The sequence below is a fragment of the Pedobacter sp. Bi126 genome (assembly GCF_918698245.1).
Taxonomy (GTDB): Bacteria; Bacteroidota; Bacteroidia; order Sphingobacteriales; family Sphingobacteriaceae; genus Pedobacter.
In genome coordinates this window covers 836,110-861,157 of sequence record NZ_CAKKMS010000002.1, presented here as the reverse complement: position 1 = coordinate 861,157, position 25,048 = coordinate 836,110, and the positions used below count along the sequence as shown (strand labels likewise).

Sequence of the window (25,048 nt, the reverse complement as noted above, 5' to 3'; positions counted from 1 at the left end):
CTCTCCATTCACTGCGTTCCAGTCGAGATGACGGCACTTTTTTAACGATGCGCGGTCGAAATTATGACATAATTTAAGTAGCTACGTAATAGATCAGGTTTACCATGATCACTTCAGATACACTAAATGCTATCCAATACATCACAAAAATACAGAACATTTTAAAAACTATACTCCAAGGTTTTCTTTGATAAAATACTTTTAAAGCGCTGTACATATACCAACAGATCCAAACTATAACACCTAGTTCAATAATAGTGGTAATAATGCCTTTCTTATCAAAAACATGCTTAATTATTGGATCAGTAAAAATTTGCACAATAAAATATGCAGTCATTCCATGGATGGCAAAAATCAGGTGATTTAAATAATAAATATGATTTTTCCTGAAATTCCACATAATAAAAAGTGCCAATAAAGGCATTAACAAAAAGTATTGTTTTGGTCGGTTATGCTCTAGCGTTTCTTGAATTACTTCCGATTTTTCTCCGATATTAATTGCCCTTTTTTTGATCATCCGCTCATACCAATTGTCTTGCTCCGCGGGTGGCAATTTCTTTTGCCTTCCTAAGTAGGCAGCATAAGTGCTATCGTTTCTTTCGATATGGATATCGTTATAATCTTCGATCATGTCGGCAATAGAATCAGACGCTAGTTTAGCATTTTCAGTTCTAAGCCTGTTCAGTTCCTTTTCCTGATCAGCAAAACCAAGTTTGATAAATTCTTTTTTCTTGATTGCTTTATTGATCGATGTTGTTGCCTTATTTGCAATGTTTTTAGGTATTCCTGAAAGCTTTAGCGCCTTATTTACACTGTCGGTAACACTTTCATCTCTTCGTTTTTCGGTTTTAGTTGAGTCATGAGTATCTTTTTTTACATGTTTTGGCGAATACACAACCAAAAAATATACGATGGATACGAAGATGTACATACTCACCGGATTAATATACCTTGCTCTTTTACCAGCTAAATAATCGAGTGTAACCTGCCCGGGCTTTGTTAAAAGAGGAGAGAGGGTTTGAAAGAATTTATTGTCGAAGTGAAAATAATGGGCTATGCTATGACTAATAAAAGCCCAGAAACTTTCTTTTAACTCTAAATTTGGTTGACCGCAATCGCTACAATAATGTTTCTCAACATGAGCGCCACAGTTTAAGCAATTGTGTTCTTTTCTATATTTACCAGCTGACATGGGATAAATCGAAATTATAAATGGTTAATGGCTTCTACTTCTGCTCGTGTATGTTTGTGTTTAAATATGACTACAAAAACTATGGCAATAACCAGCACATAAATGGTGAAAGATAACCAGATGTTGTGCCAGTCTTTCACATCTAATGCCCTGCTTAAATTTCCATTTTCTAATACACTGATTCCTTTATTTTTCAAAAATTGAAGGAGATGTTTATTGTCTGCTTCGCTCTTTACATATTTAGATAATGAATCAATGCTGCTATAATAGGTAGTAAAATATTTATTGATCATCCAACCTGACACTAAACTTCCAAACACAGCTCCAAAACCGTTAGTCATCATCATAAATAAACCTTGAGCAGATGAACGTGTTTTTGGTGTGGTTGATGTTTCTACGAACAGTGAACCGGAAATATTAAAGAAATCGAATGCCATGCCGTATACAATACAAGAGGTAATGATCATCCATAAATTGGTAGAAGGATCGCCAAAGGCAAATAACCCGAAACGTAGTACCCAGGCAAACATGGCAATTGCAATTACCCATTTAATCCCAAATCTTTTCAAAAAGAATGGAATAGCAAGAATAAATAGTGTTTCTGATATTTGAGAGATGGATAAAATGATCGTGGAATAGCGGATTACAAAAGATTCGGCAAATACAGGGAATAATTTAAATTCATCCAGAAAAACATCGCCATAAGCATTGGTTAATTGCAGTGCAGCCCCTAAAAACATAGAGAAGATGAAAAACAATGCCATTTTATAATCAGCAAACAGCTTGAATGATTCTAAGCCCAGTTTCTGTGCGAATGTTTTTTTCTCACTAATTAAATTTAAAGGTTTACAGGCAGGTAAAGTGAAAGAGTATATACCTAAAAATAAAGCACTTATACCAGCAATGTAAAATTGATTTGCACTTGCTTTATTCCCGGTTAAATTGGTAAGCCACATGGCGGCAATAAAACCAACTGTTCCCCAAACACGGATGGGGGGAAAGTTTTTTACCACATCGAAGTTGCCGTTTTTTAATGTTGTGTAGCTAATTGAGTTACTTAATGCAATGGTTGGCATATAAAAACACATAGACACCAATATTACCCAAAAGAAAGTGTGCGGATCTTCTACTTGAGGCAGATAGAACATGGTGGCTGCGTACAGGATATGTAAAATAGCATATAACTTTTCTGCATTGATCCATTTATCTGCAAGAATGCCTGTTATGGTTGGCATAAATAGCGATGCAATGCCCATTGTAGAGAAAATTACTCCAAAATCTGCACCGTCCCATTGTTTGGTTCCGAACCAATAATTTGCAATCGTAATTAACCAGGCAGCCCATACAAAGAATTGCATGAAACTCATTATAGTTAAGCGAAACTTAACGTTCATAATAATAGTTTAGTTTGATTATTGAAAGTAAAAGCTGAATATAGAACTATTTTGAATGATAATTCAAAATGAACCTAAATTATTTTAAACAATTTGGCTCATTTTAGAATTTAGCTTTTTATAGAGGGAATTTGAGAAAAAATTTAGACATTTTTTGAACGTAGAAACATTTTTTATGATACAATACTATGATGTTCCGCGTTTATTCAATTCATCTCTTAATCTTGCGGCCTTTTCATAGGCTTCTTCGGCAATGGCTTCCTGTAATTTTTGTTGAAGTTCTTCTAATGTTAAATCACCAAAACCTTGTTGGGTAGTTGAGGTAGGCAAGCTATCCGCTTCGGGCTCTTTTGCAATAGAATCCATATTTTCGAGAAAAAGAAAATCATTCCCTTCTATTACGATTCCGGCAGAAGCCAAAATAAATTCGTAGGTATAAATCATGGCGTTAAAGCGAACGGCCAAAGCAATGGCATCAGATGTTCTGGCATCAACTTCATGTGTGTTTTTACCATCACTGCAGATCAACTTTGCGTAAAAAACACCATCAACCAGATTGTAGATGATAATTTCCTGGATATTGATATGAAAAGTGTCAGCCATTGATTTAAATAAATCATGTGTTAATGGCCTACTAGGAGTCATTTTCTCAATTTCTATCGCAATGGCCTGTGCTTCAAATGCACCAATAATTATCGGTAAGCGGCGGCGTCCATTTACTTCTCCTAAAACAAGGGCATAAGCACCAGATTGCGTCTGGCTGTAAGATAAACCTACAATATCTAATTTAACTTTTTTCATATTTGTTTTCCAAACCTCACAGGCATTTAAAACCTGCGAGGTTTAAAGGTTTATTTTTATGCTTTATGTGCTTTTAATGCTTCAATTAACTTTGGTACAACTTCAAAAGCATCGCCAACAATACCATAATCAGCCACTTTGAAGAAAGGCGCTTCCGGATCTTTGTTGATTACTACAATCACTTTTGATGAACTAACACCAGCCAAATGTTGGATAGCACCAGAAATACCGATAGCAATATAAAGGTTAGGACTAATGGCAATACCAGTTTGACCAACGTGCTCTGAATGTGGTCTCCAGTCTGCATCCGATACCGGTTTAGAGCATGCTGTAGCAGCACCCAACAAACCAGCCAATTCTTCGATCATTCCCCAGTTTTCTGGCCCTTTTAAACCTCGTCCAGCCGAAACTACCAATTCTGCATCAGGTAATGAAACTTTATCAGTTGCCCTAACAATCTCTTTAATAACAGTTCCTAAGTCTGATTGTTTAACATCAGCAGTAAAGGCCGCTATTGCCGCATCTGTAGCGTTCTCTTTAACGCCAAAAGCATTCGGATTTAAAGCAATTACTTTATTGGCCGATGTTAATTCGGTAATCGCAAATGCTTTACCTGAGAAAGCCGTTTTCTTAACCGAAAATTTACCATCAGTACTCGGTAATTCTACTGCACCATCAGCTAAACCTGCTTTAAGTTTTACTGCAATACGGGGTGCTAAACCTTTGCCAGAGAAAGAGTTAGATAAAACTACAATATCAGCACCTTCTTTTTCTGCTGCTGCAGCGATAACACTTGCATAGGCTTGATTTACAAAGGTTTTTAACTGATCGGCACTTACGTTTAGTACTTTTGATGCACCGTATTTACCTAATTCCTTTAATTCGCTGTCGGCTACATCGCCAATAGAAATTGCGGTTAAATTAGTTGATTGTTGATCGGCAATGGCTTTGGCATAAGATACGGCTTCAAATACAGATTTCTTAAATTTCCCCTCAGCTTGTTCTACATATACTAATACTGACATATATTTATTTCTTTATCCTTAACAGGATGGTGTAAACGATTTGATTTATTATGACTTAAAACTAGATTACTTTAGCTTCACTATGAAGTAAGCCAATTAACGATTCCGTTTGGTCGGCAGGAATTAACTTAACCGTTCCGCGAGGAGCAGGGGTTTCATATTTTGTAACCTTGGTTACCTCTTCGATAGCAACTGCATCTACTACAGCCAATGGTTTTGTTCTGGCACTCATGATACCACGCATATTCGGGATTTTTGGCTCTGCTACGCCTTCAGCACAACTTGCAATAAATTTACCTGAAACGGTTAGCACTTCTTTACCGCCCTCAATTTCTCTTTCAATCGTTGCTGTATCACCATCAACATCTAATTTTTTTATAATTGATACAGATGGAATGTCTAAAAATTCGCCAACCATAGCAGCAACCTGATTACCGTTATAATCGATAGATTCACGGCCGGTTAGAATAATATTGAAATCTTTATCTTTTGCATATTCCGCAATCTGTTTTGCCACAAAATAGGCATCTCTCGGTGCCGCATTAACTCTAACTGCATCATCTGCACCAATTGCAAGCGCTTTTCTAATGGTTGGATCGTTGCCTGCTTCGCCTACATTAATAACCGTTACCGTTCCTTTACCACCTTCGGTTAGCTCAATTGCCCTTGATAAAGCGATTTCATCGTATGGATTAACAATATATTGCACTCCTGACGTATTGAATTCGGTATTATCATTAGTAAAAGTTATTTTTGTCGTTGTGTCTGGCACATTACTGATACAAACTAATATTTTCATATGTTAATAGTGGTTTTTATTGCTATGAAGCTATCGCAAGCCGAAATTTTTAGCTCATGATAATTTCATATGTTATATGTTTATTATATAAGGTCTTTCTGCAAATTTAATTAAAAAAGCAAGGAAATAAAATGTCATCAACCCGTTTAAGTAAGTTATTGGAATTTTTAGAAAGCGATCCTAACGATCCGTTCATACTATATGCCTTAGCCACAGAGTATAACGCACAAAATGATAAGGAAAAAGCTTATTCTTTTTACCTTCAGTTAACCGATAAACACCCCGATTATGTTGGCACTTATTACCATTTGGGGAAATTGCTTGAAAAAGATGATCAAAAAGAGAAAGCAATAGCCATTTATCAGAAGGGAATGCAAGTAGCACGCAACAAAAGAGACATGCACGCTTTTTCTGAACTACAGGGCGCATATAATACAGCTGCCGGATTAGATTATGAAGACGACTAGTTCAGTTAACAGTTATCAATTTTCAGTTCTGAGCTAATGCAAACAAATCCTATAGCTGCAAAAAAACAGTGGTTATTTATTAGAAACGTAATCTTTTTTACATTTACTTCTTTTGGAGGCGCACAAGCACACCTTGCTTTGTTGCTTAAATACTTTGTTCAGAGCACTAAGTTTATCTCTGAAGAAGAACTTTTAGAGTTAAATGCACTGGCACAGGTACTCCCCGGACCCGCATCCACCCAAACCCTGGTTGGGATAGCCTGGAAAGTTGGAAAACTTAAACTGGCCATTATTACTTTCCTGATCTGGATTTTACCTACAGCAACCATAATGACCTTTGCTGCAATTAGTTATGCTTTACTAGATCAAAAACAAAAATTTAACGATATTTTAGAATATATCCAGCCAATTGCATTGGGTATTGTGGCTTATGGTGCATGGAAACTTGGTAAAAAGGTTTTATCCTCTCAGGTTTCTATATTCCTTGCCATTGCCTCGGTTATTGCTACATTAGTTTTAAGAAATGCTTATGTGTTTCCATTGTCGATATTGATAGGCGGAATGATCTCTTCAGCCATCGAAACCCCAAAAGAGGAAGCAGAGTTAAGGGTTAAACTTTTTTCAAATATCAATCCTAAAAAACTGGTCTACTTTCTAGGTGCTTTACTTTTATTTGCCTTGGTAGGTGCAATTATAAACAGAACATCGCCCTTTAGTTTACCGATTCGTTTGCTCGAAAACTTTTACCGTAACGGAATATTGGTTTTTGGAGGCGGACAAGTGCTTGTTCCTTTGATGTTTACCGAGTTTGTAGAGATGAAACATTATTTGCCTTCATCTGGATTTTTATCAGGTTTTGCATTACAGCAGGCCTTACCTGGTCCAACATTTTCTTTTACGAGCTACTTAGGCGCATTAAGCATGAAGAATTTTGGTTACGGGTTATGGGGCCAAATTTTAGGAGGATTGATTGGGGTGATCGGCATCAACTTACCCGGACTAATCCTCGTTTTATTTATTGTACCGTTTTGGGACGATCTGAAAAAGATCTCACGGATCCGTCATAGCCTTTCAGGAATCAATGCGGTTAGCGTTGGATTTATTATCGCCGCTTTTGTGCTACTCTTAATACCAATGGGCTTTAACTGGATATTTTTAGGGATTATGGTCGCTACATTTTTGTTGTTAAATTTTACTAAAGTTAGTCCACCTGTTATTGTATTGGCAGGTATATTAATTGGATATTTATTTTAGTAAATTAGAATAACAGATGACCATTTGGTTTAGAAACGCATTAATAGTAAGTTTTTAGCCTATTGATAGCGACTGTTAAAGGCCTAGATATAATTGGAAAGCAATTATGGCACGCTGTAGGGTAATGTAGTCCCGCTATCACTGCTGCTCCGATGAAGGATCGGGAGCATTCGTTCTATCGGGTTTAGACTGGCTGGTTTCCTGCTACTACGTCAGTTTTCCGTGCGAGTGTATAATTTTCAGTTCCAAATGAAGCAGAGACTCTCTTTTGTATTAATGACAGGTGAGTTTAAAAGATTAAATCTTCTCAGATTATCGTCATTGTGAGAAGGCTTTTTCAGCCGACGAAGCAATCTTACAACGATCGCTACTAGCCTGCGCATTAAGATTGCTTCGTTCCTCGCAATGACGATCATTCTATTGAAGTCCGCCGCCTCAAGAGGAATAATTATCTCACAAAAATCATATGTATCACATGAAGATTTTGGAGCATTTTAGGTCGTGTGGGATTTCCTAAAACGGTGGATCATCATCATTATAATCGTCCATTTTTGAAGGACGGATAATCACATTGCTTTGTTTTTCAAAATCCTGTGATGGGTACATTCCAGCTGAAGGATCAGCCGCAAATGAACTTGGCGGCGCATTAAAGTCTTCTTCCAAATCCGTAAACTTCACAAATTTACCCACGAATTTAAGTGGTACAATTCCGGTTTCACCGTTACGGTGTTTTGCAATGATAACCTCACCAATACCCGCTTGCGATCTTCCTTGTTCATCCTCGGTAATACCATAGTATTCAGGACGGTACAAGAACAATACCATATCTGCATCCTGCTCAATTGAACCCGACTCACGTAAATCGGATAACATTGGGCGTTTTCCCTGTAAACCTGGTCTACTCTCTACCGCACGACTTAACTGCGATAGTGCGAGCACCGGAACATCAAGTTCTTTTGCAACTGATTTTAGCGCTCTCGAAATACTACCAATTTCCTGCTCACGGTTACCACCGCCTTTTCCTTCGCCTTTACCATGCATTAACTGCAAGTAATCGACAATTACCAATTGAATATCGTATTGTGATTTTAATCTTCTGCATTTTGCCCTGAATTCAAAAATATTTAGTGCAGGTGTATCATCAATTAATAGGGGGGCTTCGGTTAAACGGCCAATTTTACTGTGTAACTGCTGCCATTCCCATTCCTGTAAATTTCCTTTCCTGATTTTTTCCTGTTCAATCTCTGCTTCTCCTGAAATCAAACGATTAACCAGCTGAACTGACGACATCTCTAGCGAGAATACTACCGTTGGCTTTGCAAAATCGACAGTGGCATTTCTTGCACAGGTTAGTACGAAAGCCGTTTTTCCCATCGCCGGACGTGCAGCAATAATTACTAAATCCTGCTTTTGCCAACCACCAGTTATTCTATCTAGTCCGGTAAAACCAGTTGGCACACCAGTTAAACCATCAGTTTTGGTACGAAGCTCTTCAAGTGTGGCTAACGATTGTTTAATGATATCGTCCATTTTCTGTGTATCTCTACGCAGGTTATTCTGGGCAATTTCGAAAAGTCCTTTTTCTGCCTGATCTAAGAGATCGAAAATATCAGTGGTATCTTCATAGGCATTTGTAATGATTTCGGTTGAGATTCTGATCAGTTCACGCTGAATATATTTCTGAGAAATAATACGGGCGTGAAACTCTATATTCGCTGCTGAGGCAACTCTATTGGTTAAGTTGGTAATGTAGTAGGCGCCACCAACCATTTCTAAAGAGCCTAATGTTCGCAGTTCTGCTGTTACTGTTAAAATATCAACTGGTCGCGATTTTTGAAATAGAATATGAATCGCTTCAAAAATTTTCTGGTGCGCAATATTATAAAAAACCTCTGGTTTCAAAACATCAATTACAGCAGAAAGTGCATCTTTTTCGAGCATTAATGCGCCAAGAACTGCTTCCTCAAGATCTAATGCCTGAGGGGGAATTTTCCCCTGTGAACTTATCGTATTACTTAACCTGCTTTTTCTAGCAGTCATACTGTTCTTTCCGCCTTGTTCGTTATCGATACTCATTCCACAAAAGTAATGAAATTTTGATGCGGTTGTTCGAATTAGTTACTAGCTGTTTGTTAACAAATTGAAGCATAATCAGATTAAATTTTATTGGATTTATGATGCCGTATAAATTTTTAAACAATTAAATGTTAATAAGGCGCACATTGTTTAGGCCTAAAACATTTTATTTGAATACTTTTGCCTAACAATTTCAAAACATGGATAATTTTAGAAGACCGCAACGCGCAAAAGAGAATAATGAGTTTGTATTCGGCATCAGAGCCGTAATAGAGGCCGTTAAAGCAGGAAGAGACATTGAGACCATTTATCAGCAGCGCAGTCTGGGCGGCGATCTTTTTTTAGAATTAAAAGCCCTTTTAAAAGATACTTTGATTCCTCTAAACTCGGTTCCTATTGAAAAACTGAACCGGATGTCGCAAAAAAACCATCAAGGGGTAATTGCGGTTATTTCGCCGATTACTTATCAAAATATTGAAGACATTATACCAACCGTTTTCGAAAGAGGTGAGGTGCCATTAATTTTGGTTTTAGATAGCGTGACCGATGTTCGCAATATGGGGGCTATTGCCCGTACGGCCGCCTGCGTAGGTGTTCATGCTATTGTTGTTCCCTTAAAAAATGCAGCACAAATCAATGCTGATGCCATTAAAACCTCTGCTGGCGCCTTATTCAGCATTCCGATTTGTCGCCATGCTAACCTACATAAAACCTGTTTATTTCTACAAGAAAGTGGTTTGCAAATTGTAGCCTGCACCGAAAAAACCAGTGACTTTATTTACGCACCAGATTATACTATGCCTACGGCAATTGTAATGGGATCTGAAGACGAAGGAATTTCTAATGATCTTTTAAGGGTAGCCGATCACCTGGCTAAAATACCCATGGCCGGAAAAATCGAATCGTTAAATGTTTCAGTAGCTGCTGGCGTAATATTATATGAGGCGGTTAGACAGCGAACGATCTAAAGCCAGATATAAAGAGGAAGAGAAAATGAATAACAATTAGTACGTCCCATGGTGGCGTCTTCCTGAACTTGTTTCAGGATCTTACACAAGGGGTAAGACGGAAAATATAAAATGGATGATGAAAACTATGCTACATCATCCATTTTACATTTCATGTATCTATTAAATGAATTTATTTCCAAATCTCGATTTAACTTCAGCCACAAATTCTTTAACCTTTTGCTCTTCATTTCTTGGGCAGATCATCAGCATATTATTATTTTCCACTACAATGTAATCGTGCAGCCCCTGTAGGATAACCAATTTATCTTCTGGAACATTTACCATACAGTTTGATGAATCAAACATCAGTACCTGTTGTGAAGGGATAACGGCATTACCCACATAATCTTTCTCTGCCATCTCATAAATAGAGGCCCAGGTTCCTAAATCAGACCAGCCGAAATCAGATGGAAGCACGTAAACATTTTCTGCTTTTTCCATAATCCCAAAATCTATTGAAATATTGGTGCACTGGAAATAAGCATTATTGATAAAGGCCTTTTCTCCTTCAGTATTCAATTCAGACCTGCCGATATTAAATATTTCATACATATCTGGCAGATGTTTTTCGAAAGCACTTAAAATCGCTTTAGCCGACCAGATAAATATCCCGGCATTCCATAAGAAATCGCCGCTTTGTATAAATGATTTTGCTAATTCTAAGTTTGGCTTTTCAGTAAATGTTTTAACCTTATGCAGGTCGGTATCCGTATTAAGCACGTAATCAGTATGTTGAATATAACCATAGCCGGTATCTGGACGGTTTGGTTTAATCCCTAATGTGATTAAACAATCGTTTTTCGAAGCCGCATCCAATGATTGCTCAATAGACTGTATAAAACCATCAATATTGGCAATGGTATGATCAGAAGGGGCAACAACGATGGTGGCATCGGGATTTAATTCGGCTATTTTTAAACTTCCATAAGCAACACAAGGTGCTGTATTTCTTAACAATGGTTCGGCTAAGATCTGATTTGCGCTAAGCTGAGGTAACTGCTCTTTTACTAAATCCGAATAAATTTCGTTAGTAACAATAAAAATATTTTCAGGAAGACAAATTTTTAAAAATCGATCATAGGTGCTCTGTATCAAAGTTTTTCCTACACCGAAAAAATCGATAAACTGTTTTGGGTATTCTGTTCTGCTTACTGGCCAAAAGCGACTTCCGACGCCACCGGCCATAATCAATGCATAATAGTTTTTATTCATCTTATAAATTAAAATTACACGATACCTTCATTTAGAAGATCGTGTAAGTGGATAATGCCAAAGTAAGTATTTTGTTCTAGAACTAACAACTGCGTTATATTGTTTTGCTTAATAATAGCTAAGGCATCAACTGCTAAAGCATCAAATTGTATGCTCTTTGGTGTTCTACCCATGATATCTTCGGCTTTTAAGTTTGCAATAGAATTGTTATTTTCTAACATCCGTCTTATATCGCCATCGGTAATAATGCCAAGTACTTTATCATCGCTATCAACAACAACAACTGCACCCAAACGGTTTTTACTAATTTCTATTAACACATCTTTAACCGATGCGGATGGATGTATGGAAGGTTTCTCATTAGACAAAGCCAAATCCCGGGCTTTTAAATAGAGTTTTTTACCTAATGATCCGCCTGGATGATATTTCGCAAAGTCGGATTCATTAAAATCTCTGCACTCCAATAAACAAATAGCTAGGGCATCGCCCAATGCCAACTGCGCCGTTGTACTGGTAGTGGGTGCCAAATTATGCGGACAGGCTTCTTTTTCGAAAGAAGTGTTCAAAATCAGATCGGCCTGTTCGGCTAAAAAAGAATTCAATTCACCAACCATCCCGATGAGCAGATTGCCAGATGTTTTTAACAAGGGGGTAAGCACTTTTATTTCTGGTGTGTTTCCACTTTTAGAGAGGCAGATTACAATATCGTCTACCTGGATCATCCCCAGATCGCCATGAATAGCATCTGCGGCATGCATAAAAATAGCAGGGGTACCTGTTGAATTAAAAGTTGCGACCATTTTTTGTGCAATGATTGCACTCTTTCCTATACCCGTGACAATTACCCGCCCTTTGCCATGTAAAATGCTTGATACGACTTTTTCAAAATCGCTGTTAATATTCTTTGCAACATTTAGTATTGCTGCTGCCTCAAGCTCTAATGTGCTTACAGCGGATTGGATTATTGATTTTTTACTTTTCAAAGAGAAAATAATTGTCTGTTAATACTTGAAATTCTTGTAAAATTATGTTATTTTGGATACAAAAATAGCATCGCATATTTTATTACACAAAATGGACGTGAAAAAGTCGTTATTTGATAACCTACAAAATTTCTTCGGGTTTGACAATTTCAAAGGTGATCAGGAGTCGATCATTACAAATATTTTAGAAGGCAATAACACATTTGTTATTATGCCAACAGGCGGAGGGAAGTCTATTTGCTATCAGTTACCTGCTTTAATGAGCGAGGGAACAGCAATTGTAATCTCTCCACTAATTGCATTGATGAAAAACCAGGTTGACCAATTAAGGGCTTTTGGTGGAAATGACAGTATTGCTCACTTTCTTAATTCATCCCTAAATAAATCTGAAATTACTCAAGTTAAATCTGATCTTTTAAGTGGTCAGACTAAGTTATTGTATGTTGCGCCAGAGTCTCTGGCGAAGCAGGATAATATTGAATTTTTAAATCTGATTAAAATCTCTTTCGTTGCCGTGGATGAAGCACATTGTATCTCTGAATGGGGACACGATTTCAGGCCAGAATACCGTAAGATTAAACAGGTTATTGCCGGATTAGGAAATAATATTCCAATTATTGCATTAACAGCAACTGCTACGCCAAAAGTACAGCAGGATATTATGAAGAATCTTGGAATGACGGAAGCAACATTGTTTAAATCGTCATTTAACAGGCCCAACTTATTTTACGAAATCCGCCCTAAAAGAGACATTACCAAAGAAATTATTAAATATATCAAATCTAATCCGGGCAAATCTGGGATTATTTACTGCCTTAGCCGTAAAAAGGTTGAAGAAGTGGCAGAAGCATTAAATCTAAACGGAATCAGTGCCCTGCCGTATCATGCGGGGTTAGACCCAAAGGTTAGGGCCGAAACGCAGGATAAATTTTTGATGGAAGATGCTGAGGTTATTGTTGCAACCATTGCCTTTGGTATGGGGATCGATAAACCAGATGTTCGCTTTGTGATTCACCATGACGTGCCTAAAAGTATGGAGGGTTATTACCAGGAAACTGGCAGGGCCGGGCGTGATGGTGGCGAAGGCGTATGTATTGCTTTCTACGCTCAAAAAGACGTAGACAAGCTGGCTAAATTTATGAAAGATAAACCAGTTTCGGAACGTGAAATTGGCACGCAGATATTAAAAGAAGTGATCGATTATGCTGAATCTGGCGTATGCCGACGTAAGCAGATCCTTCATTATTTCGGTGAAAACTTTAACGAAACGGGCTGTAACTGCATGTGTGATAACTGTAAAAAGCCTAAAAAGCAATTTGATGCAGAAAGTCAGTTGTTGACCGTTTTAAAATTTATCGAAAAATCAGGCGAAAAATTTGACGACGCACATTTGTTAAATGTATTTTTAGGTTTAGAAACCGCTCAAACCATTGCTTACGAACACAGCAAGATTCCTGAATTTGGAATCGGTAAAGAAGAAGGCGAGCTGATGTGGAAATCGATTATCCGCCAGGCTGTTTTAAATAATTACCTTTTTAAAGACATTGACAATTACGGTTTATTAAAGTTAACCAAACAGGGAAGAGATTTTATTATCAACCCTTATAGCCTTAAATTCATACTAAACGAACCAATAGAGAATGGTGCTGATGACGATGACGATGATGTAAAACAAGGTACAGGTGCTTTAGATACCCATCTTTTATCATTGCTTAAAGAACTACGTAAAAAAATTGCGAAGCAGAAAAGTGTTCCGCCATTCGTAGTTTTCCAGGATCCCTCTTTAGAGGAAATGTGTACACATTACCCGATTACGACGGAAGAGCTTCGCCAGATTTCTGGTGTAGGTTCGGGTAAAGCAATGAAATTCGGGACACCTTTTATCGAATTGATCAAAAAATATGTCGAGGATAACGATATCGAACGTCCAATCGATTTGATTATTAAAACTCAGGCCAATAAATCGCAGATGAAGGTTTCGATCATTCAAAATATCGACAGACAGATTGGTTTGGAAGATATTGCCGATTCGAAAGGCATCACTTACGAAGAAATTCTGAAAGAAGTAGAATCGATTGTAAACTCTGGTACTAAACTTAACCTGAATTATTTCATTGATGAAGTAATTGATGATGATAGACAGGGTGAAGTATTTGACTATTTCAGAGCGGCTGAAAGCGATTCTATCGATGAAGCACTTAACGAGTTAGGCGAAACCGATTATACCCGCGAAGAAATTCAATTGATGCGGATTAAATTCATGTCAGAATTAGGAAATTAAAAATTAGATGTGAGATGCTAGATTTGAGATAAACTCAGATCTTATGTCTCACATCCCACATCTCAACTATGCTTAACTATTTAGATAAATTAAAAAATACAGATTCGGGAAATTTCTTTTTAATGGCTGGTCCGTGCGCTATTGAAGGCGAGGATATTGCCATGAGAATTGCCGAAAAGATTATTACAATTACTGATAAACTTCAGATTCCATATATTTTTAAAGGTTCGTACCGAAAAGCAAATAGAAGCAAAGGAAGTTCTTTTACAGGCATTGGCGATGAAAAAGCTTTGCGCATTTTAGAAAGGATTGGTAGAGAATTTGGTGTGCCAACAGTTACCGATATCCATGAAAGTGGCGAGGCCGCAATGGCAGCTGCTTATGTAGATGTATTGCAGATCCCTGCATTTTTATGTCGTCAAACTGATTTATTAATTGCTGCAGCCGAAACCGGAAAAGTAGTAAACGTTAAAAAAGGTCAGTTCCTTTCTGCAGGTTCTATGAAATTTGCAGTTGAGAAGGTAAAAGAAGCAGGAAACAACAAAGTCATTTTAACAGATAGAGGTAATACTTTTGGTTATCAGGATCTGATTGTTGATTACCGTGGTTTACCCGAAATGCAGGGTTTTGGCGTTCCGGTAGTGATGGATTGCACACATTCATTACAACAACCCAATCAAAGTAGTGGTGTTACCGGCGGTAAGCCAGAATTGATTTCGACTATCGCGAAAGCAGCAATTGCAGTAGGAGCAGATGGTTTATTTATTGAAACACACCCTGATCCTGCAAATGCAAAATCGGATGGTGCCAATATGTTACATTTAGACTTGTTGGAAGAAACTTTAACCAAACTGATCCGAATCAGACAAGCTATACTTTAATTTTGACTAGCCCGAAAGTATTTCTCACTGCCGAATGGCGTAAACTGGCTTTGGCACAGTATGCCGTAGATAAAGAAATACTTTCGAAATACCTCCCTCCACACTGCGAATTAGATGATTGGCAAGGGAAATATTATGTGAGTTTAGTTGGCTTTATGTTTATTGATGTTAAACTTCGAGGCTTTAATATTCCATTTCACACTGATTTTGAAGAGGTTAATTTAAGGTTTTATGTTAAATTTAAGGATGGAGATACGTGGAAAAGAGGAGTGGTATTTATTAAAGAATTTGTACCAAAGCCTGCCATCACCTTTGTAGCCAACACCATTTATAAGGAGAATTACCAAACATTTCCGATGAAACATGTTTGGATTGAACAAAAACATCAGCTTGAGGTAGATTATCACTGGAAGAACCGAACCTGGCATAATTTTTCGGTTATAGCTTCTTCAAAGGCAGAAGAAATACAGATTGGTAGCGAAGAAGAATTTATTACAGAACATTATTGGGGTTATACTAAAATCAGCACCAATAAAACATCAGAATATGGTGTAGAACATCCACGTTGGCAAGCTTATCCTGTAAAAGATTATAAAATTAATGCCGATTTTGGAATTAACTACGGAAATGATTTTTCTTTTTTAAACGATGCTAAGCCTGATTCTGTATTCTTGGCTGAAGGATCTGAAATAAGGGTACTAAAAGGGAAGCAATTTTAATTGCCAAGCTAAATCGTCATCTCGACCGCAGTGGAGAGATCTTTTTAATTCAATTAATAATTTTGCTGAAAGATCTCTCTCCCAAGTTCGGGATTGCACTTCAGTCGAGATGACGATCTTTTATTGAGCCTTTCCAGTCCTGTGCTTTCTTGACTAAGTTCAGAACAACAAATTTACCATTATATCCTATGGTAATCTCCGCGCCAATTTTTAATGGCTTTTTTGATCTCATCAGGAGATAACTTATCAACCACGGTTTTATCAACCAAAGCTAAATATTCTTCATCACCAGCAAAACGCAAAGCCATAATTTGCCCCATTCTCAGCTCACTCGGAAGTGCTTTACCCGCAAGGATATAATAACGTAATTTTTCTTCAGCCCTAGCAGCTCTGTCCTGTGCCTTAAGTGCAAACATCCGTGCCATTACAGCTATAATGCCAATCAGGAAAAATGCAAGCACAAGCAAGCCCGTAATTATAGTAGGTATGGCTATGCAACAATAAATGGCAAAACCTAATCCTAAAACCGCTAATGGTATTGTGAAAAAATGAAAAGGTGGATAAAATCTCTTATGGTTTCCGTAATGCTGAGACATTTTTATTTTTGATTAAGTTGTATTACTTCTTTTTATTCCTTGAAATTTGAAGCACATTTTTAATGTGCATCGCAACCGCTGCGCTCTGAATATTTTCTCCAGTTTCGATATAGCGATTTACCGGCCCACCACATTTAAGACAAAAGCCTTTTAAAATAATATCATTCAATTTATTTAAATAAGGTTTATAATTCGTGATGGTAGACACCTTTTTACATCCAGTACAATAGCAGCTTTCCAGTATAACATTGAGGTGCTTGTATTGCGCTAACATAATAATTTCTACATCGTAGTCATCAATTTCTATTTCCATAAAATCTGCCAATTATATTTTAGTAATTACAAACGATGTTCTACGATTGTTTTTCCTACCTGATTCAGTTTTATTATCAGCGATCGGTTTACTTGCTCCAAAGCCCTTAAAGGTAAGCCTTTTGGCATCAATACTATTTTTGATCAGGTACTCGTAAACTGCATTGGCACGGTTAAAAGACAACTTTTCATTCAACTTATCATCGCCAACATTATCGGTATGACCTTGAATCTCAATCTGTACGTTTTCGTTTTCTTGCAAAAAATCGATAAGTAGATCCAGTTCACGGATAGAGGCGGGCAAAAGATTAAACTTATTGGTATCGAAGAAAATGTTTCTTAAGGTTACATTTCCACCTTGCTTTATTTTTTCGATGTAAACCTCAATCTGGTAAGGTTTATAGATATCTCCTGCCTTGAGCTCAAAGTTTTCGGAGTAAAACATATAGCCTTCGGCATTTACATTGAACAAATAATTGCTCCCAACAGGCATTACCGCTAAAAACTGACCAGTTTCTGGATCAGTATAATCGTCGAAAACAGTTTTATTGCTTTTCAGATCAACCACCTGAACATTACTTTCTATCGTTTTTTTAGTATCCCGGTCCCTTACAATTCCTTTCACATAAGAAACCTTCAGCGGTTTAGCTACTTCAGGAATTCCAAAACTATAAATATCCTGTAAGCCAAAACCTCCTTTTAAATTTGAAGAAAACAAGCCGAAATTTCCATCGGCACTTACGACCAAGCCACTTTCATCTTCGAAAGAATTGATTGGATAACCGATATTAATTGGCTTTTGCCACTTGCCATCATTATCCATTCTGCTATAATAAATATCTTTGTTTCCAAAACCTGGCCAACCATCAGAAGAAAAATACAAAGTTCTTCCATCAGCATGCAAAAACGGTGTATTTTCATCATAAGCCGTGTTGATATCAGGTCCAATGTTAATGGCCGGTCCCCATTTGGCTTCATCGGTAATGCTGCTTTTCCAGATATCATAACCTCCAGATCCACCGGGTCTGTTGCTTATAAAATACAAGGTTCTTCCATCAGGACTGATTGCCGGTTGTGATTCCCAATATTCTGAATTAACGGGTTTCCCAACATTATAAGGCTCGCCCCAATCTTTTCCTTCACGGTGTGAAACATAAATATCACACCTGCCTAGGCCATCTGGTCGGTTGCATCCCGTAAAAAAAAGGTACTTCCCATCAGGTGAAATGGTTTGGGCCCCTTCATTGTATCGGGTAGTATTTATTTTACTGGATAAAGGAGTAGCAGCATCCCATTTACTGCTTTTAAGCTGTGATGTCCAGAAATCTTCATTACCATTTAGCTGACGCGTAAAAACCAAAGTTTCACCATCAGCTGTTATAGCAGGAAAGTACTCAGCATCTGTTGTATTTACACCTTCACCTAAATTTGTTGGACTATATTTTACGGGTTTCTTGATTGCTATGGCAGCAAAATCACAATCTAAAAGATATTTCTTTGCTCTTCTTGCTCTATCAGATGAAGAATCTAATATCAAAAATTCACTAAAATGCTGTTTCGACTTTAAATAATCTTGAGTTGCGAATTCGGTTTCAGCCAAGCCATAAATTACAGCCGGAGCTACAGTTTTATTGATCAATATGGCTTTTTCGTAAGCACCTTTGGCTTCAGTATACTTTTTTTGTGCTTTATAAACGCCAGCAAGCACTATGTAGGCATTCTGAAATAACGGATCAGCTTCAACAGCACTTTTTAATATCTGTTCGGCAGCAGCATAATCTAATTTATCAATAAATGGACCGGATTTTTCAAAAAAAACCTGTGCTTTTTTATTCGGGGAACTTTGCCCAAAACAATAAATACTCAGTATGCTAAAGAAGAGGACTAAGCGAAATTTCATTACATTAACATTTGGTTATAAAGCTAATGTATTGTTTTTAAGGAATATTTAAAAATTTGTGCGTTTGCAAAGAAATTTCCCATTTTGGGTTTGCCATTACATAATCAATAATCAATGGTGTAATTTCTTTTGATTTAGACCATTCTGGCTGTAGATATAATTTACAGGTGGGAGACACCATAGCCGCGTATTCTTCAGCCCATTTAAAATCACTTTTATTAAAAACGATCACTTTTAATTCGTGCGCAAAAGGTGTAATATCCGGTCTTGGTGCTTTAAATTTCTTTGGTGATAAACAGATCCAGTCCCAATTTCCAGAAAGTGGATAGGCACCAGATGTTTCGATAAAGGTAAGAATGCCTCTTTCTTTTAGTTTGTTGGTTAAATAATCGAGGTTATAAATCAAGGGCTCGCCACCGGTAATTACAACAGCCTTACCCGGAAACTTATCGGCGTTTTCAACAATTACATCAGAAGCCGTAAGTGGATGCATTTCGGCATCCCAGCTTTCTTTCACATCGCACCAATGGCAGCCTACATCGCAGCCCCCTAAACGGATAAAATAAGCTGCTTTACCAGTATTAAATCCTTCGCCCTGTATGGTATAAAATTCTTCCATTAAAGGAAGTAATGTGCCGTCTTCTGGTATGTCTTGTTTCATTTTTGAGGATGCAAATATCCTAAAAAAATATGGTGATGCTGTTCCTCTTTTGAAATTTAATGTAAAGATGAAATAAGACTGATATTTATTTGCTGTATTTTAGCTGGATGAAGTGGTTTAAGGCGCTAAATAATAATCAAATTCCCCGTCCTGATACAATTAAAACAATAGAAGTTGCGGGAAAACAGATTTGTTTGATTAACAATGAAGAGAAAATTACCGCAACCCAATCGCATTGTCCGCATGCTGGGGGGCATTTTAGTGGCGGCTGGTGTAAAAACGGGCATCTGGTTTGTCCGATCCATCGGTACGAATACAGTTTAACCACGGGAAGGGGAGCAGAGGGGCAAGGTGATTATATCAATATCTATCCAACTGAGTTGCGCGAGGATGGCCTCTATATCGGTTTTGAAGAAAGCTGGTGGAGTAAACTTTGGAGTTGATTTTTAACCACAGATAAAAGGATGAACACAGATGTATTAAATTGGTTCATTAGTCATTAGTTCATTGGTAAAGCAAATTGCCTATTGTAAGCTGGGTATTGGCTAACCGCTTTTCAATTAACAAAAAAGCGATTCAATCTTCTTGAACCGCTTTTCCTTCTTTAGTCTTTAAGCTTTCACCTTTAGGCTTAAGAATATATCTCTTTTCTAGCTGATGCCAATGTATTTTTTAATAAACCAACAATAGTCATTAAACCCACACCACCAGGAACAGGCGTAATGTAAGAAGCTTTGGGGGCTACGTTTTCGAAATCTACATCACCATATAGCTTAAAACCGGATTTGGTTTCAGCAGAAGTTTCGCGGTTAATACCTACATCGATAATAATGGCACCAGGTTTAACCATATCGGCAGTAACAAAATTCTTTTTACCAATAGCGGCAATCACAATATCAGCTTGAAGAACCTGTTCTTCTAAATCTTTAGTACGAGAATGGGTAAGTGTTACCGTACAATTACCAGGGTTGGCATTGCGGGCCATTAAAATACTCATTGGGCTACCTACAATGTTACTACGACCAACAACCACACAGTGCATTCCGGTAGTATCGATATTATATTCCTGCAGCATCAATAAAATACCATAAGGTGTAGCCGGGATAAAGCAAGGCAGGTTGCGCATCATTCTACCCAAATTTACCGGGTGGAAACCATCCACATCTTTACGGTGATCGATCTTTTCGGTAACTTTCTCCGGATCAATATGTTTTGGCAAAGGCAATTGAACAATTAATCCGTCTACATCATCATCCTGGTTAATTTCTTCAATTTTCGCCAATAATTCAGCTTCAGTTACTGAATTATCATATCTATGCAGTGACGATTTAAAACCAACTTTTTCGCAGTTTTTCATCTTACTGGCCACATAGGTTTCGCTTCCTCCATCGTTACCAACTAAAATAGCAACTAGATGTGGCTTGCGACCACTTTTATTTAAAAATTCGGCAGCTTCTTCTGCAATTTGAACTTTAACTTTTTCTGATACGTATTTACCGTCTAATAATTTCATTCTAAAAGTATCGAGTAGTGAGAATCAAGTATCAAGACCAATGGTCAACTCAATCATCACTGTGCTTTAACTATATTTTTATCTTAATACCTAATACTGGTATCTTGATACTATATTAATCTAATTTCAAAACCGCCATAAATGCACTTTGTGGAATTTCTACGTTTCCAACCTGACGCATACGTTTTTTACCTTTTTTCTGCTTTTCCAATAACTTGCGTTTACGGGAAATATCACCACCGTAACATTTAGCCGTTACATCTTTACGTAAAGCACTCAGTGTTTCGCGGGCAATAACTTTAGCACCGATAGAAGCTTGTATTTTAATCTCGAATTGTTGACGAGGGATTAACTCTCTTAATTTCTCACAGATTTTCTTTCCAAAATCGTAAGCATTGCTTCTATGGATTAAAGATGATAATGCATCAACCGGCTCATCATTTATTAACATATCTAAACGAACCAAATCGGATTTACGATAACCAATCTGATGATAGTCGAAAGATGCGTAGCCTTTTGAGATCGTTTTCAATTTATCATAAAAATCAAATACAATTTCGCCCATTGGCATTTCAAAAACCAGCTCAACACGATCAGATGTTAAATACGATTGATTTACAATTGTTCCTCTTTTCTGAATACAAAGTGACATTACAGGACCAACAAAATCAGCTTTGGTAATGATGTTTGCTTTAATAAATGGTTCTTCAACTGAATCCAATTTACTTGGGTCGGGCAAATCAGATGGGTTATTTACAAAAATTTCATCCCCTTTAGTAGTGTGGGCAATGTAAGATACGTTGGGAACGGTTGTGATAACCGTCATGTCGAATTCACGCTCCAAACGCTCCTGGATAATCTCCATGTGCAACATACCAAGGAATCCACAACGGAAACCAAAGCCTAATGCCGCAGAGCTTTCCGGTTCGAAAACAATAGATGCATCATTGAGTTGCAACTTGTGCATGGCTTCGCGAAGTTCTTCAAACTCATCCGTATCAACAGGATAAATACCTGCAAAAACCATTGGTTTAACCTCTTCAAAACCTTGAATCGAATCTAAAGATGGTCTTGCAGTAGTCGTAATTGTATCACCCACTTTTACCTCTCTGGCTTCTTTAATACCGGAAATAATGTATCCCACATCTCCGGTTTTTACCACATTACGTGGTGACATATCCAGTTTCAGAATCCCAACCTCATCAGCCAGGTATTCTTTGCCAGTATTAATGAACTTTACTTTGTCGCCTTTTTTAATTTCGCCGTTTACTACTTTATAATAAGCAATAATTCCCCTGAATGAGTTAAAAACAGAGTCGAAAATCAAAGCTTGCAAAGGTGCTTCCGGATCACCAACCGGAGCAGGAACACGGTCAACAATGGCCTGGATAATATCAGGAATACCCATACCAGTTTTACCCGATGCAGGAATAATATCTTCTCGTTTACATCCGATTAAATCAATAATCTGGTCTTTTACTTCCTCAGGCATTGCCCCAGGTAAATCCATTTTATTTAAAATCGGAATAATTTCAAGGTCGTGTTCAAGTGCTAAATATAAGTTAGAAATGGTCTGTGCCTGAATACCTTGCGAAGCATCAACGATAAGCAATGCACCCTCGCAGGCAGCAATGGAACGTGAAACTTCGTAAGAAAAATCTACGTGTCCAGGTGTATCAATCAGGTTGAAATTATATTCAATATCACCAACTTTATAGTTCATTTGTATGGCATGACTTTTAATTGTTATGCCTCTCTCACGCTCTAAATCCATGTTATCGAGCAATTGTGCCTGCGCCTCACGCTTTGAAATCGTCTCGGTATATTCTAATAACCTATCAGCCAAAGTACTTTTACCGTGGTCAATATGTGCAATAATGCAAAAATTACGTATATGCTTCATCTTTGCGCAAAGATATGCTTTTTAAGGTAATTTTTAATCTAGAAAATATCTACTTCAAGCAATTGATTTGAAAAGCAAATACAGTGACTTTTCTGTTGCTGCAATCCTGCTTTCTACTTTACTCCGTTGCACTCTGTGTACGTTCCAATCAGGTTTATTTTATCAGAGATGGTTTGCTTTTGTTACTTTTCCGGCAAGGTGCCTTAGCAAGTAACAAATCAGGCATAACGAAATCTAAAACAAAACTAAAATCAAACATCTTGCTCAGCTTAACCAACATCAATAAAAAATATGGCAGCCATGAAGTATTAAACTTTGGCGAATGGAAAATCGATAACGGAATCCATTGGTTAAAAGGAGGGAACGGAACCGGTAAATCGACCTTATTTCGGATTATATCAGGACAGATTCCATTCAAAGGTGAAGTAACACTTAATGAAATAAACCTTAAAAATGAACCCATAAAATTCCGTTCGAAAATTAGTTTTGCCGAAGCCGAACCACAGTACCCATTATTTGTAACAGGGCAGGAACTGATCAATTTTTATGTTGAAACAAGAAAAGTAGAGGGTAAACAAGCCGAAGACCTTGCAGCTTATTTCGAAATGGCAGCCTTTCTTGACAATAAAATTGGTGGTTATTCGAGTGGGATGCTCAAAAAGCTTTCTTTGATCTGTGCATTTATTGGCAACCCTGATTTGTATATTTTAGACGAACCGTTGATTACCATTGATGTGGCTTCGGCAGATAAATTGTATCAATTGATCAAGGAAAAAGCAGTACAGGGAAGGAGTTTTCTTTTATCATCGCACCAGGAAGTTAGTACAGATAAACTAAAATTGGATACCGTATTTCAGATCGTTGACAAACAAATCATTCAACTATAATGCTGAAGTTACTGATCAATAGCTTAGCCAAAGAATTTTACCAGCAACACGCAGGATTTTTTCTGGTAGGCATTTATATTTTATTCGGTGTGGTAGAGCCTTCGCAATTAATTGGCTACCAAAAAGCCTTGTTATTAGCAGGTATTTCATCGCCTGTTGGAATTGCTATTGTATTTGTTTCATGGTTTTTATACGCTACAAAAGTTCATTTCTTTATTAAACAAAAATTAGCATCAACCAAGTATAATTTTATTAAAGAAACAGCTGCTCTGAAAAAAAATATGCAGCTAAAATTGTGGCTAAGATTATATTTTACCATTCTCATACCGGTTATTATTTATGTTTTTCTGCTCATCGGTTTAAGCATCAATTACAGTCTTTTTATTAGTGCCATTTGCATCCTGATTGTTTTTTCGGCTTTAATTTTTGGCTTATCGTGGCTAACTTATCAATCGGTAACATTAAGTTTTTTAATTAATGAAAGGGAACCGGTTCGTTTTGGAATAAAATTTAAAAAACCATTCTTCAGCTGGCCGTTATTCCATTTACTCAAAGAACAACCCTTAATGTTATTGATGTGTAAGCTATTGTCATTTGTTTTCTTTAAAGCAATGCTGTGGATGTTTGCCGATGTTGGCTACGATATACGTATATTATTAGTTGCTTTATTGGCGTCTGTTTTGTGCCATGCAGTTTTGGTTTTTACTTTGCTAAAGTTTGAAACTGAATACATGAATTTCAGCAAGAGTCTACAGCTATCAACCTATAAAAGAATATTCAATTGGTTATTAATTTTCGCCATCATATTAATCCCCGAATGGATATTTTTGATTTCAGCCGCTCACTTTAACCTCTATGCTATAGCCAATGGGCTTCTGTTTAGTTTATCCGGGCTATTTTTCCTATTGGCGTTAGTGTATATCGTTCGGTTAAATATGGACAATTACCTCAAATGGTTGCTGTTTTTCTTTTTTATTGCCATGTGGTTAATCCTCGCGCAATATTATCTTTTGTTCAGTTTAGTGTTGTTAGTCAGTTGTATTTTATACTACTTGCTTATGTTTAATAAAGTCGATCTGAAGGGGATAGAAGAATAAGAATTTTAACCACAGATGCCCAGAGAACATACAAATATAAATTCATTTGTGCTCATCATTGACCTGGGGTTAAATTCTGTTTTCA

At 37.2% G+C, this 25,048-nt stretch carries 23 protein-coding genes; 9 read left to right on the top strand and 14 right to left on the bottom strand.

Translation table 11 applies throughout. The features are described from left to right. Positions 1–73 precede the first annotated feature (73 nt). From LQ201_RS08745 to LQ201_RS08725, 5 genes are all read right to left on the bottom strand, one after another. Positions 74–1,192, bottom strand: a complete 1,119-nt coding sequence (locus LQ201_RS08745) for a DUF3667 domain-containing protein (RefSeq protein WP_230141355.1) — start codon at positions 1,190–1,192, stop codon at positions 74–76. A 14-nt stretch (positions 1,193–1,206) separates the two neighbouring features. Beyond that, positions 1,207–2,586: a nucleoside permease gene (locus LQ201_RS08740; protein WP_131031974.1), complete on the bottom strand. Its 1,380-nt coding sequence runs from the start codon at positions 2,584–2,586 to the stop codon at positions 1,207–1,209. Positions 2,587–2,772: 186 nt separating this feature from the next. Then, positions 2,773–3,387, bottom strand: a complete 615-nt coding sequence (locus tag LQ201_RS08735) for a bifunctional nuclease family protein (protein ID WP_230141347.1) — start codon at positions 3,385–3,387, stop codon at positions 2,773–2,775. Positions 3,388–3,443: 56 nt separating this feature from the next. Continuing rightward, entirely contained in the window at positions 3,444–4,412 is a 969-nt protein-coding gene (locus tag LQ201_RS08730) for an electron transfer flavoprotein subunit alpha/FixB family protein (RefSeq protein ID WP_230141345.1), read from the bottom strand. A gap of 61 nt (positions 4,413–4,473) precedes the next feature. Next, positions 4,474–5,211 carry an electron transfer flavoprotein subunit beta/FixA family protein gene (locus LQ201_RS08725; protein ID WP_230141344.1) on the bottom strand — a complete coding sequence of 246 codons (738 nt, stop codon included), beginning with the start codon at positions 5,209–5,211 and terminating at the stop codon, positions 4,474–4,476. Between the two features lie 131 nt (positions 5,212–5,342). Between LQ201_RS08725 and LQ201_RS08720 the strand changes: the two genes are divergently transcribed. Beyond that, positions 5,343–5,678: a tetratricopeptide repeat protein gene (locus tag LQ201_RS08720; RefSeq protein ID WP_108198752.1), complete on the top strand. Its 336-nt coding sequence runs from the start codon at positions 5,343–5,345 to the stop codon at positions 5,676–5,678. 36 nt (positions 5,679–5,714) lie between these two features. Then, positions 5,715–6,932 (top strand): chromate efflux transporter, encoded by a 1,218-nt coding sequence (gene chrA, locus LQ201_RS08715; protein WP_230141342.1) that lies wholly within the window; start codon positions 5,715–5,717, stop codon positions 6,930–6,932. 513 nt (positions 6,933–7,445) lie between these two features. Here the strand turns inward: chrA and dnaB are convergent. Continuing rightward, the gene (gene dnaB, locus LQ201_RS08710) at positions 7,446–9,008 is read right to left on the bottom strand and encodes a replicative DNA helicase (RefSeq protein ID WP_108198750.1); all 1,563 of its coding nucleotides are present in this window, start codon (positions 9,006–9,008) and stop codon (positions 7,446–7,448) included. A 200-nt stretch (positions 9,009–9,208) separates the two neighbouring features. On the opposite strand from dnaB, the gene rlmB reads away from it, so the two are divergent. Then, positions 9,209–9,976 (top strand): 23S rRNA (guanosine(2251)-2'-O)-methyltransferase RlmB, encoded by a 768-nt coding sequence (rlmB, locus tag LQ201_RS08705; RefSeq protein WP_230141339.1) that lies wholly within the window; start codon positions 9,209–9,211, stop codon positions 9,974–9,976. A 162-nt stretch (positions 9,977–10,138) separates the two neighbouring features. Here the strand turns inward: rlmB and LQ201_RS08700 are convergent, their stop codons facing one another. Together LQ201_RS08700 and LQ201_RS08695 are read right to left on the bottom strand one after the other, a co-directional pair. Next, positions 10,139–11,230 carry a mannose-1-phosphate guanylyltransferase gene (locus tag LQ201_RS08700; protein ID WP_230141329.1) on the bottom strand — a complete coding sequence of 364 codons (1,092 nt, stop codon included), beginning with the start codon at positions 11,228–11,230 and terminating at the stop codon, positions 10,139–10,141. A 14-nt stretch (positions 11,231–11,244) separates the two neighbouring features. Beyond that, entirely contained in the window at positions 11,245–12,213 is a 969-nt protein-coding gene (locus LQ201_RS08695) for an SIS domain-containing protein (protein ID WP_230141328.1), read from the bottom strand. 91 nt (positions 12,214–12,304) lie between these two features. Between LQ201_RS08695 and recQ the strand changes: the two genes are divergently transcribed. The 3 genes from recQ (at position 12,305) to LQ201_RS08680 (ending at position 16,094) form a co-directional block, all read left to right on the top strand. Beyond that, positions 12,305–14,494, top strand: coding sequence for a DNA helicase RecQ (gene recQ / locus LQ201_RS08690; protein WP_230141326.1), 2,190 nt, complete (start codon positions 12,305–12,307; stop codon positions 14,492–14,494). 68 nt (positions 14,495–14,562) lie between these two features. Further along, positions 14,563–15,375 carry a 3-deoxy-8-phosphooctulonate synthase gene (kdsA, locus tag LQ201_RS08685; protein WP_029275158.1) on the top strand — a complete coding sequence of 271 codons (813 nt, stop codon included), beginning with the start codon at positions 14,563–14,565 and terminating at the stop codon, positions 15,373–15,375. Positions 15,376–15,377: 2 nt separating this feature from the next. Continuing rightward, a complete protein-coding gene (locus tag LQ201_RS08680; protein WP_230141323.1) occupies positions 15,378–16,094 on the top strand; it encodes a YqjF family protein in 717 nt (238 codons plus the stop codon). Between the two features lie 179 nt (positions 16,095–16,273). Here the strand turns inward: LQ201_RS08680 and LQ201_RS08675 are convergent, their stop codons facing one another. From LQ201_RS08675 to LQ201_RS08660, 4 genes are read right to left on the bottom strand one after another with little or no spacing between them, the layout of a single operon-like run. Continuing rightward, positions 16,274–16,690, bottom strand: coding sequence for a DUF6526 family protein (locus tag LQ201_RS08675; RefSeq protein WP_230141321.1), 417 nt, complete (start codon positions 16,688–16,690; stop codon positions 16,274–16,276). 22 nt (positions 16,691–16,712) lie between these two features. Then, positions 16,713–17,003, bottom strand: coding sequence for a hypothetical protein (locus tag LQ201_RS08670; RefSeq protein WP_230141319.1), 291 nt, complete (start codon positions 17,001–17,003; stop codon positions 16,713–16,715). A gap of 12 nt (positions 17,004–17,015) precedes the next feature. Continuing rightward, positions 17,016–18,902, bottom strand: a complete 1,887-nt coding sequence (locus tag LQ201_RS08665) for an OmpA family protein (protein WP_230141317.1) — start codon at positions 18,900–18,902, stop codon at positions 17,016–17,018. Between the two features lie 37 nt (positions 18,903–18,939). Then, positions 18,940–19,563: a 7-carboxy-7-deazaguanine synthase QueE gene (locus LQ201_RS08660; RefSeq protein ID WP_057934199.1), complete on the bottom strand. Its 624-nt coding sequence runs from the start codon at positions 19,561–19,563 to the stop codon at positions 18,940–18,942. Positions 19,564–19,670: 107 nt separating this feature from the next. Between LQ201_RS08660 and LQ201_RS08655 the strand changes: the two genes are divergently transcribed. Then, on the top strand, positions 19,671–20,006 hold the full coding sequence (locus LQ201_RS08655; protein ID WP_230141314.1) for a Rieske 2Fe-2S domain-containing protein: 336 nt from the start codon (positions 19,671–19,673) through the stop codon (positions 20,004–20,006). A 188-nt stretch (positions 20,007–20,194) separates the two neighbouring features. On the opposite strand, the gene LQ201_RS08650 is transcribed toward LQ201_RS08655, so the two are convergent. Both LQ201_RS08650 and lepA read right to left on the bottom strand, forming a co-directional pair. After that, complete coding sequence (locus LQ201_RS08650) at positions 20,195–21,076, bottom strand: bifunctional 5,10-methylenetetrahydrofolate dehydrogenase/5,10-methenyltetrahydrofolate cyclohydrolase (protein ID WP_230141312.1); 882 nt, start codon at positions 21,074–21,076, stop codon at positions 20,195–20,197. A gap of 115 nt (positions 21,077–21,191) precedes the next feature. Beyond that, on the bottom strand, positions 21,192–22,979 hold the full coding sequence (gene lepA / locus LQ201_RS08645; RefSeq protein ID WP_230141310.1) for a translation elongation factor 4: 1,788 nt from the start codon (positions 22,977–22,979) through the stop codon (positions 21,192–21,194). Positions 22,980–23,239: 260 nt separating this feature from the next. Between lepA and LQ201_RS08640 the strand changes: the two genes are divergently transcribed. Next, the gene (locus tag LQ201_RS08640; protein WP_230141302.1) at positions 23,240–23,866 is read left to right on the top strand and encodes an ABC transporter ATP-binding protein; all 627 of its coding nucleotides are present in this window, start codon (positions 23,240–23,242) and stop codon (positions 23,864–23,866) included. Next, positions 23,866–24,963, top strand: coding sequence for a hypothetical protein (locus tag LQ201_RS08635; RefSeq protein ID WP_230141300.1), 1,098 nt, complete (start codon positions 23,866–23,868; stop codon positions 24,961–24,963). Before LQ201_RS08640 ends, LQ201_RS08635 begins: the two co-directional genes overlap by 1 nt. Positions 24,964–25,048 lie beyond the last annotated feature (85 nt).

What these genes read in the sequence shown, in the direction of transcription:
- LQ201_RS08745 (WP_230141355.1), bottom strand. Translation starts at nt 1,192, where the DNA reads ATGTCAGCTGGTAAATATAGAAAAGAACACAATTGCTTAAACTGTGGC.
- LQ201_RS08740 (WP_131031974.1), bottom strand. Translation starts at nt 2,586, where the DNA reads ATGAACGTTAAGTTTCGCTTAACTATAATGAGTTTCATGCAATTCTTT.
- LQ201_RS08735 (WP_230141347.1), bottom strand. Translation starts at nt 3,387, where the DNA reads ATGAAAAAAGTTAAATTAGATATTGTAGGTTTATCTTACAGCCAGACG.
- LQ201_RS08730 (WP_230141345.1), bottom strand. Translation starts at nt 4,412, where the DNA reads ATGTCAGTATTAGTATATGTAGAACAAGCTGAGGGGAAATTTAAGAAA.
- LQ201_RS08725 (WP_230141344.1), bottom strand. Translation starts at nt 5,211, where the DNA reads ATGAAAATATTAGTTTGTATCAGTAATGTGCCAGACACAACGACAAAA.
- LQ201_RS08720 (WP_108198752.1), top strand. Translation starts at nt 5,343, where the DNA reads ATGTCATCAACCCGTTTAAGTAAGTTATTGGAATTTTTAGAAAGCGAT.
- chrA (WP_230141342.1), top strand. Translation starts at nt 5,715, where the DNA reads ATGCAAACAAATCCTATAGCTGCAAAAAAACAGTGGTTATTTATTAGA.
- dnaB (WP_108198750.1), bottom strand. Translation starts at nt 9,008, where the DNA reads ATGAGTATCGATAACGAACAAGGCGGAAAGAACAGTATGACTGCTAGA.
- rlmB (WP_230141339.1), top strand. Translation starts at nt 9,209, where the DNA reads ATGGATAATTTTAGAAGACCGCAACGCGCAAAAGAGAATAATGAGTTT.
- LQ201_RS08700 (WP_230141329.1), bottom strand. Translation starts at nt 11,230, where the DNA reads ATGAATAAAAACTATTATGCATTGATTATGGCCGGTGGCGTCGGAAGT.
- recQ (WP_230141326.1), top strand. Translation starts at nt 12,305, where the DNA reads ATGGACGTGAAAAAGTCGTTATTTGATAACCTACAAAATTTCTTCGGG.
- kdsA (WP_029275158.1), top strand. Translation starts at nt 14,563, where the DNA reads ATGCTTAACTATTTAGATAAATTAAAAAATACAGATTCGGGAAATTTC.
- LQ201_RS08675 (WP_230141321.1), bottom strand. Translation starts at nt 16,690, where the DNA reads ATGTCTCAGCATTACGGAAACCATAAGAGATTTTATCCACCTTTTCAT.
- LQ201_RS08670 (WP_230141319.1), bottom strand. Translation starts at nt 17,003, where the DNA reads ATGGAAATAGAAATTGATGACTACGATGTAGAAATTATTATGTTAGCG.
- LQ201_RS08665 (WP_230141317.1), bottom strand. Translation starts at nt 18,902, where the DNA reads ATGAAATTTCGCTTAGTCCTCTTCTTTAGCATACTGAGTATTTATTGT.
- LQ201_RS08660 (WP_057934199.1), bottom strand. Translation starts at nt 19,563, where the DNA reads ATGAAACAAGACATACCAGAAGACGGCACATTACTTCCTTTAATGGAA.
- LQ201_RS08655 (WP_230141314.1), top strand. Translation starts at nt 19,671, where the DNA reads ATGAAGTGGTTTAAGGCGCTAAATAATAATCAAATTCCCCGTCCTGAT.
- LQ201_RS08650 (WP_230141312.1), bottom strand. Translation starts at nt 21,076, where the DNA reads ATGAAATTATTAGACGGTAAATACGTATCAGAAAAAGTTAAAGTTCAA.
- lepA (WP_230141310.1), bottom strand. Translation starts at nt 22,979, where the DNA reads ATGAAGCATATACGTAATTTTTGCATTATTGCACATATTGACCACGGT.
- LQ201_RS08635 (WP_230141300.1), top strand. Translation starts at nt 23,866, where the DNA reads ATGCTGAAGTTACTGATCAATAGCTTAGCCAAAGAATTTTACCAGCAA.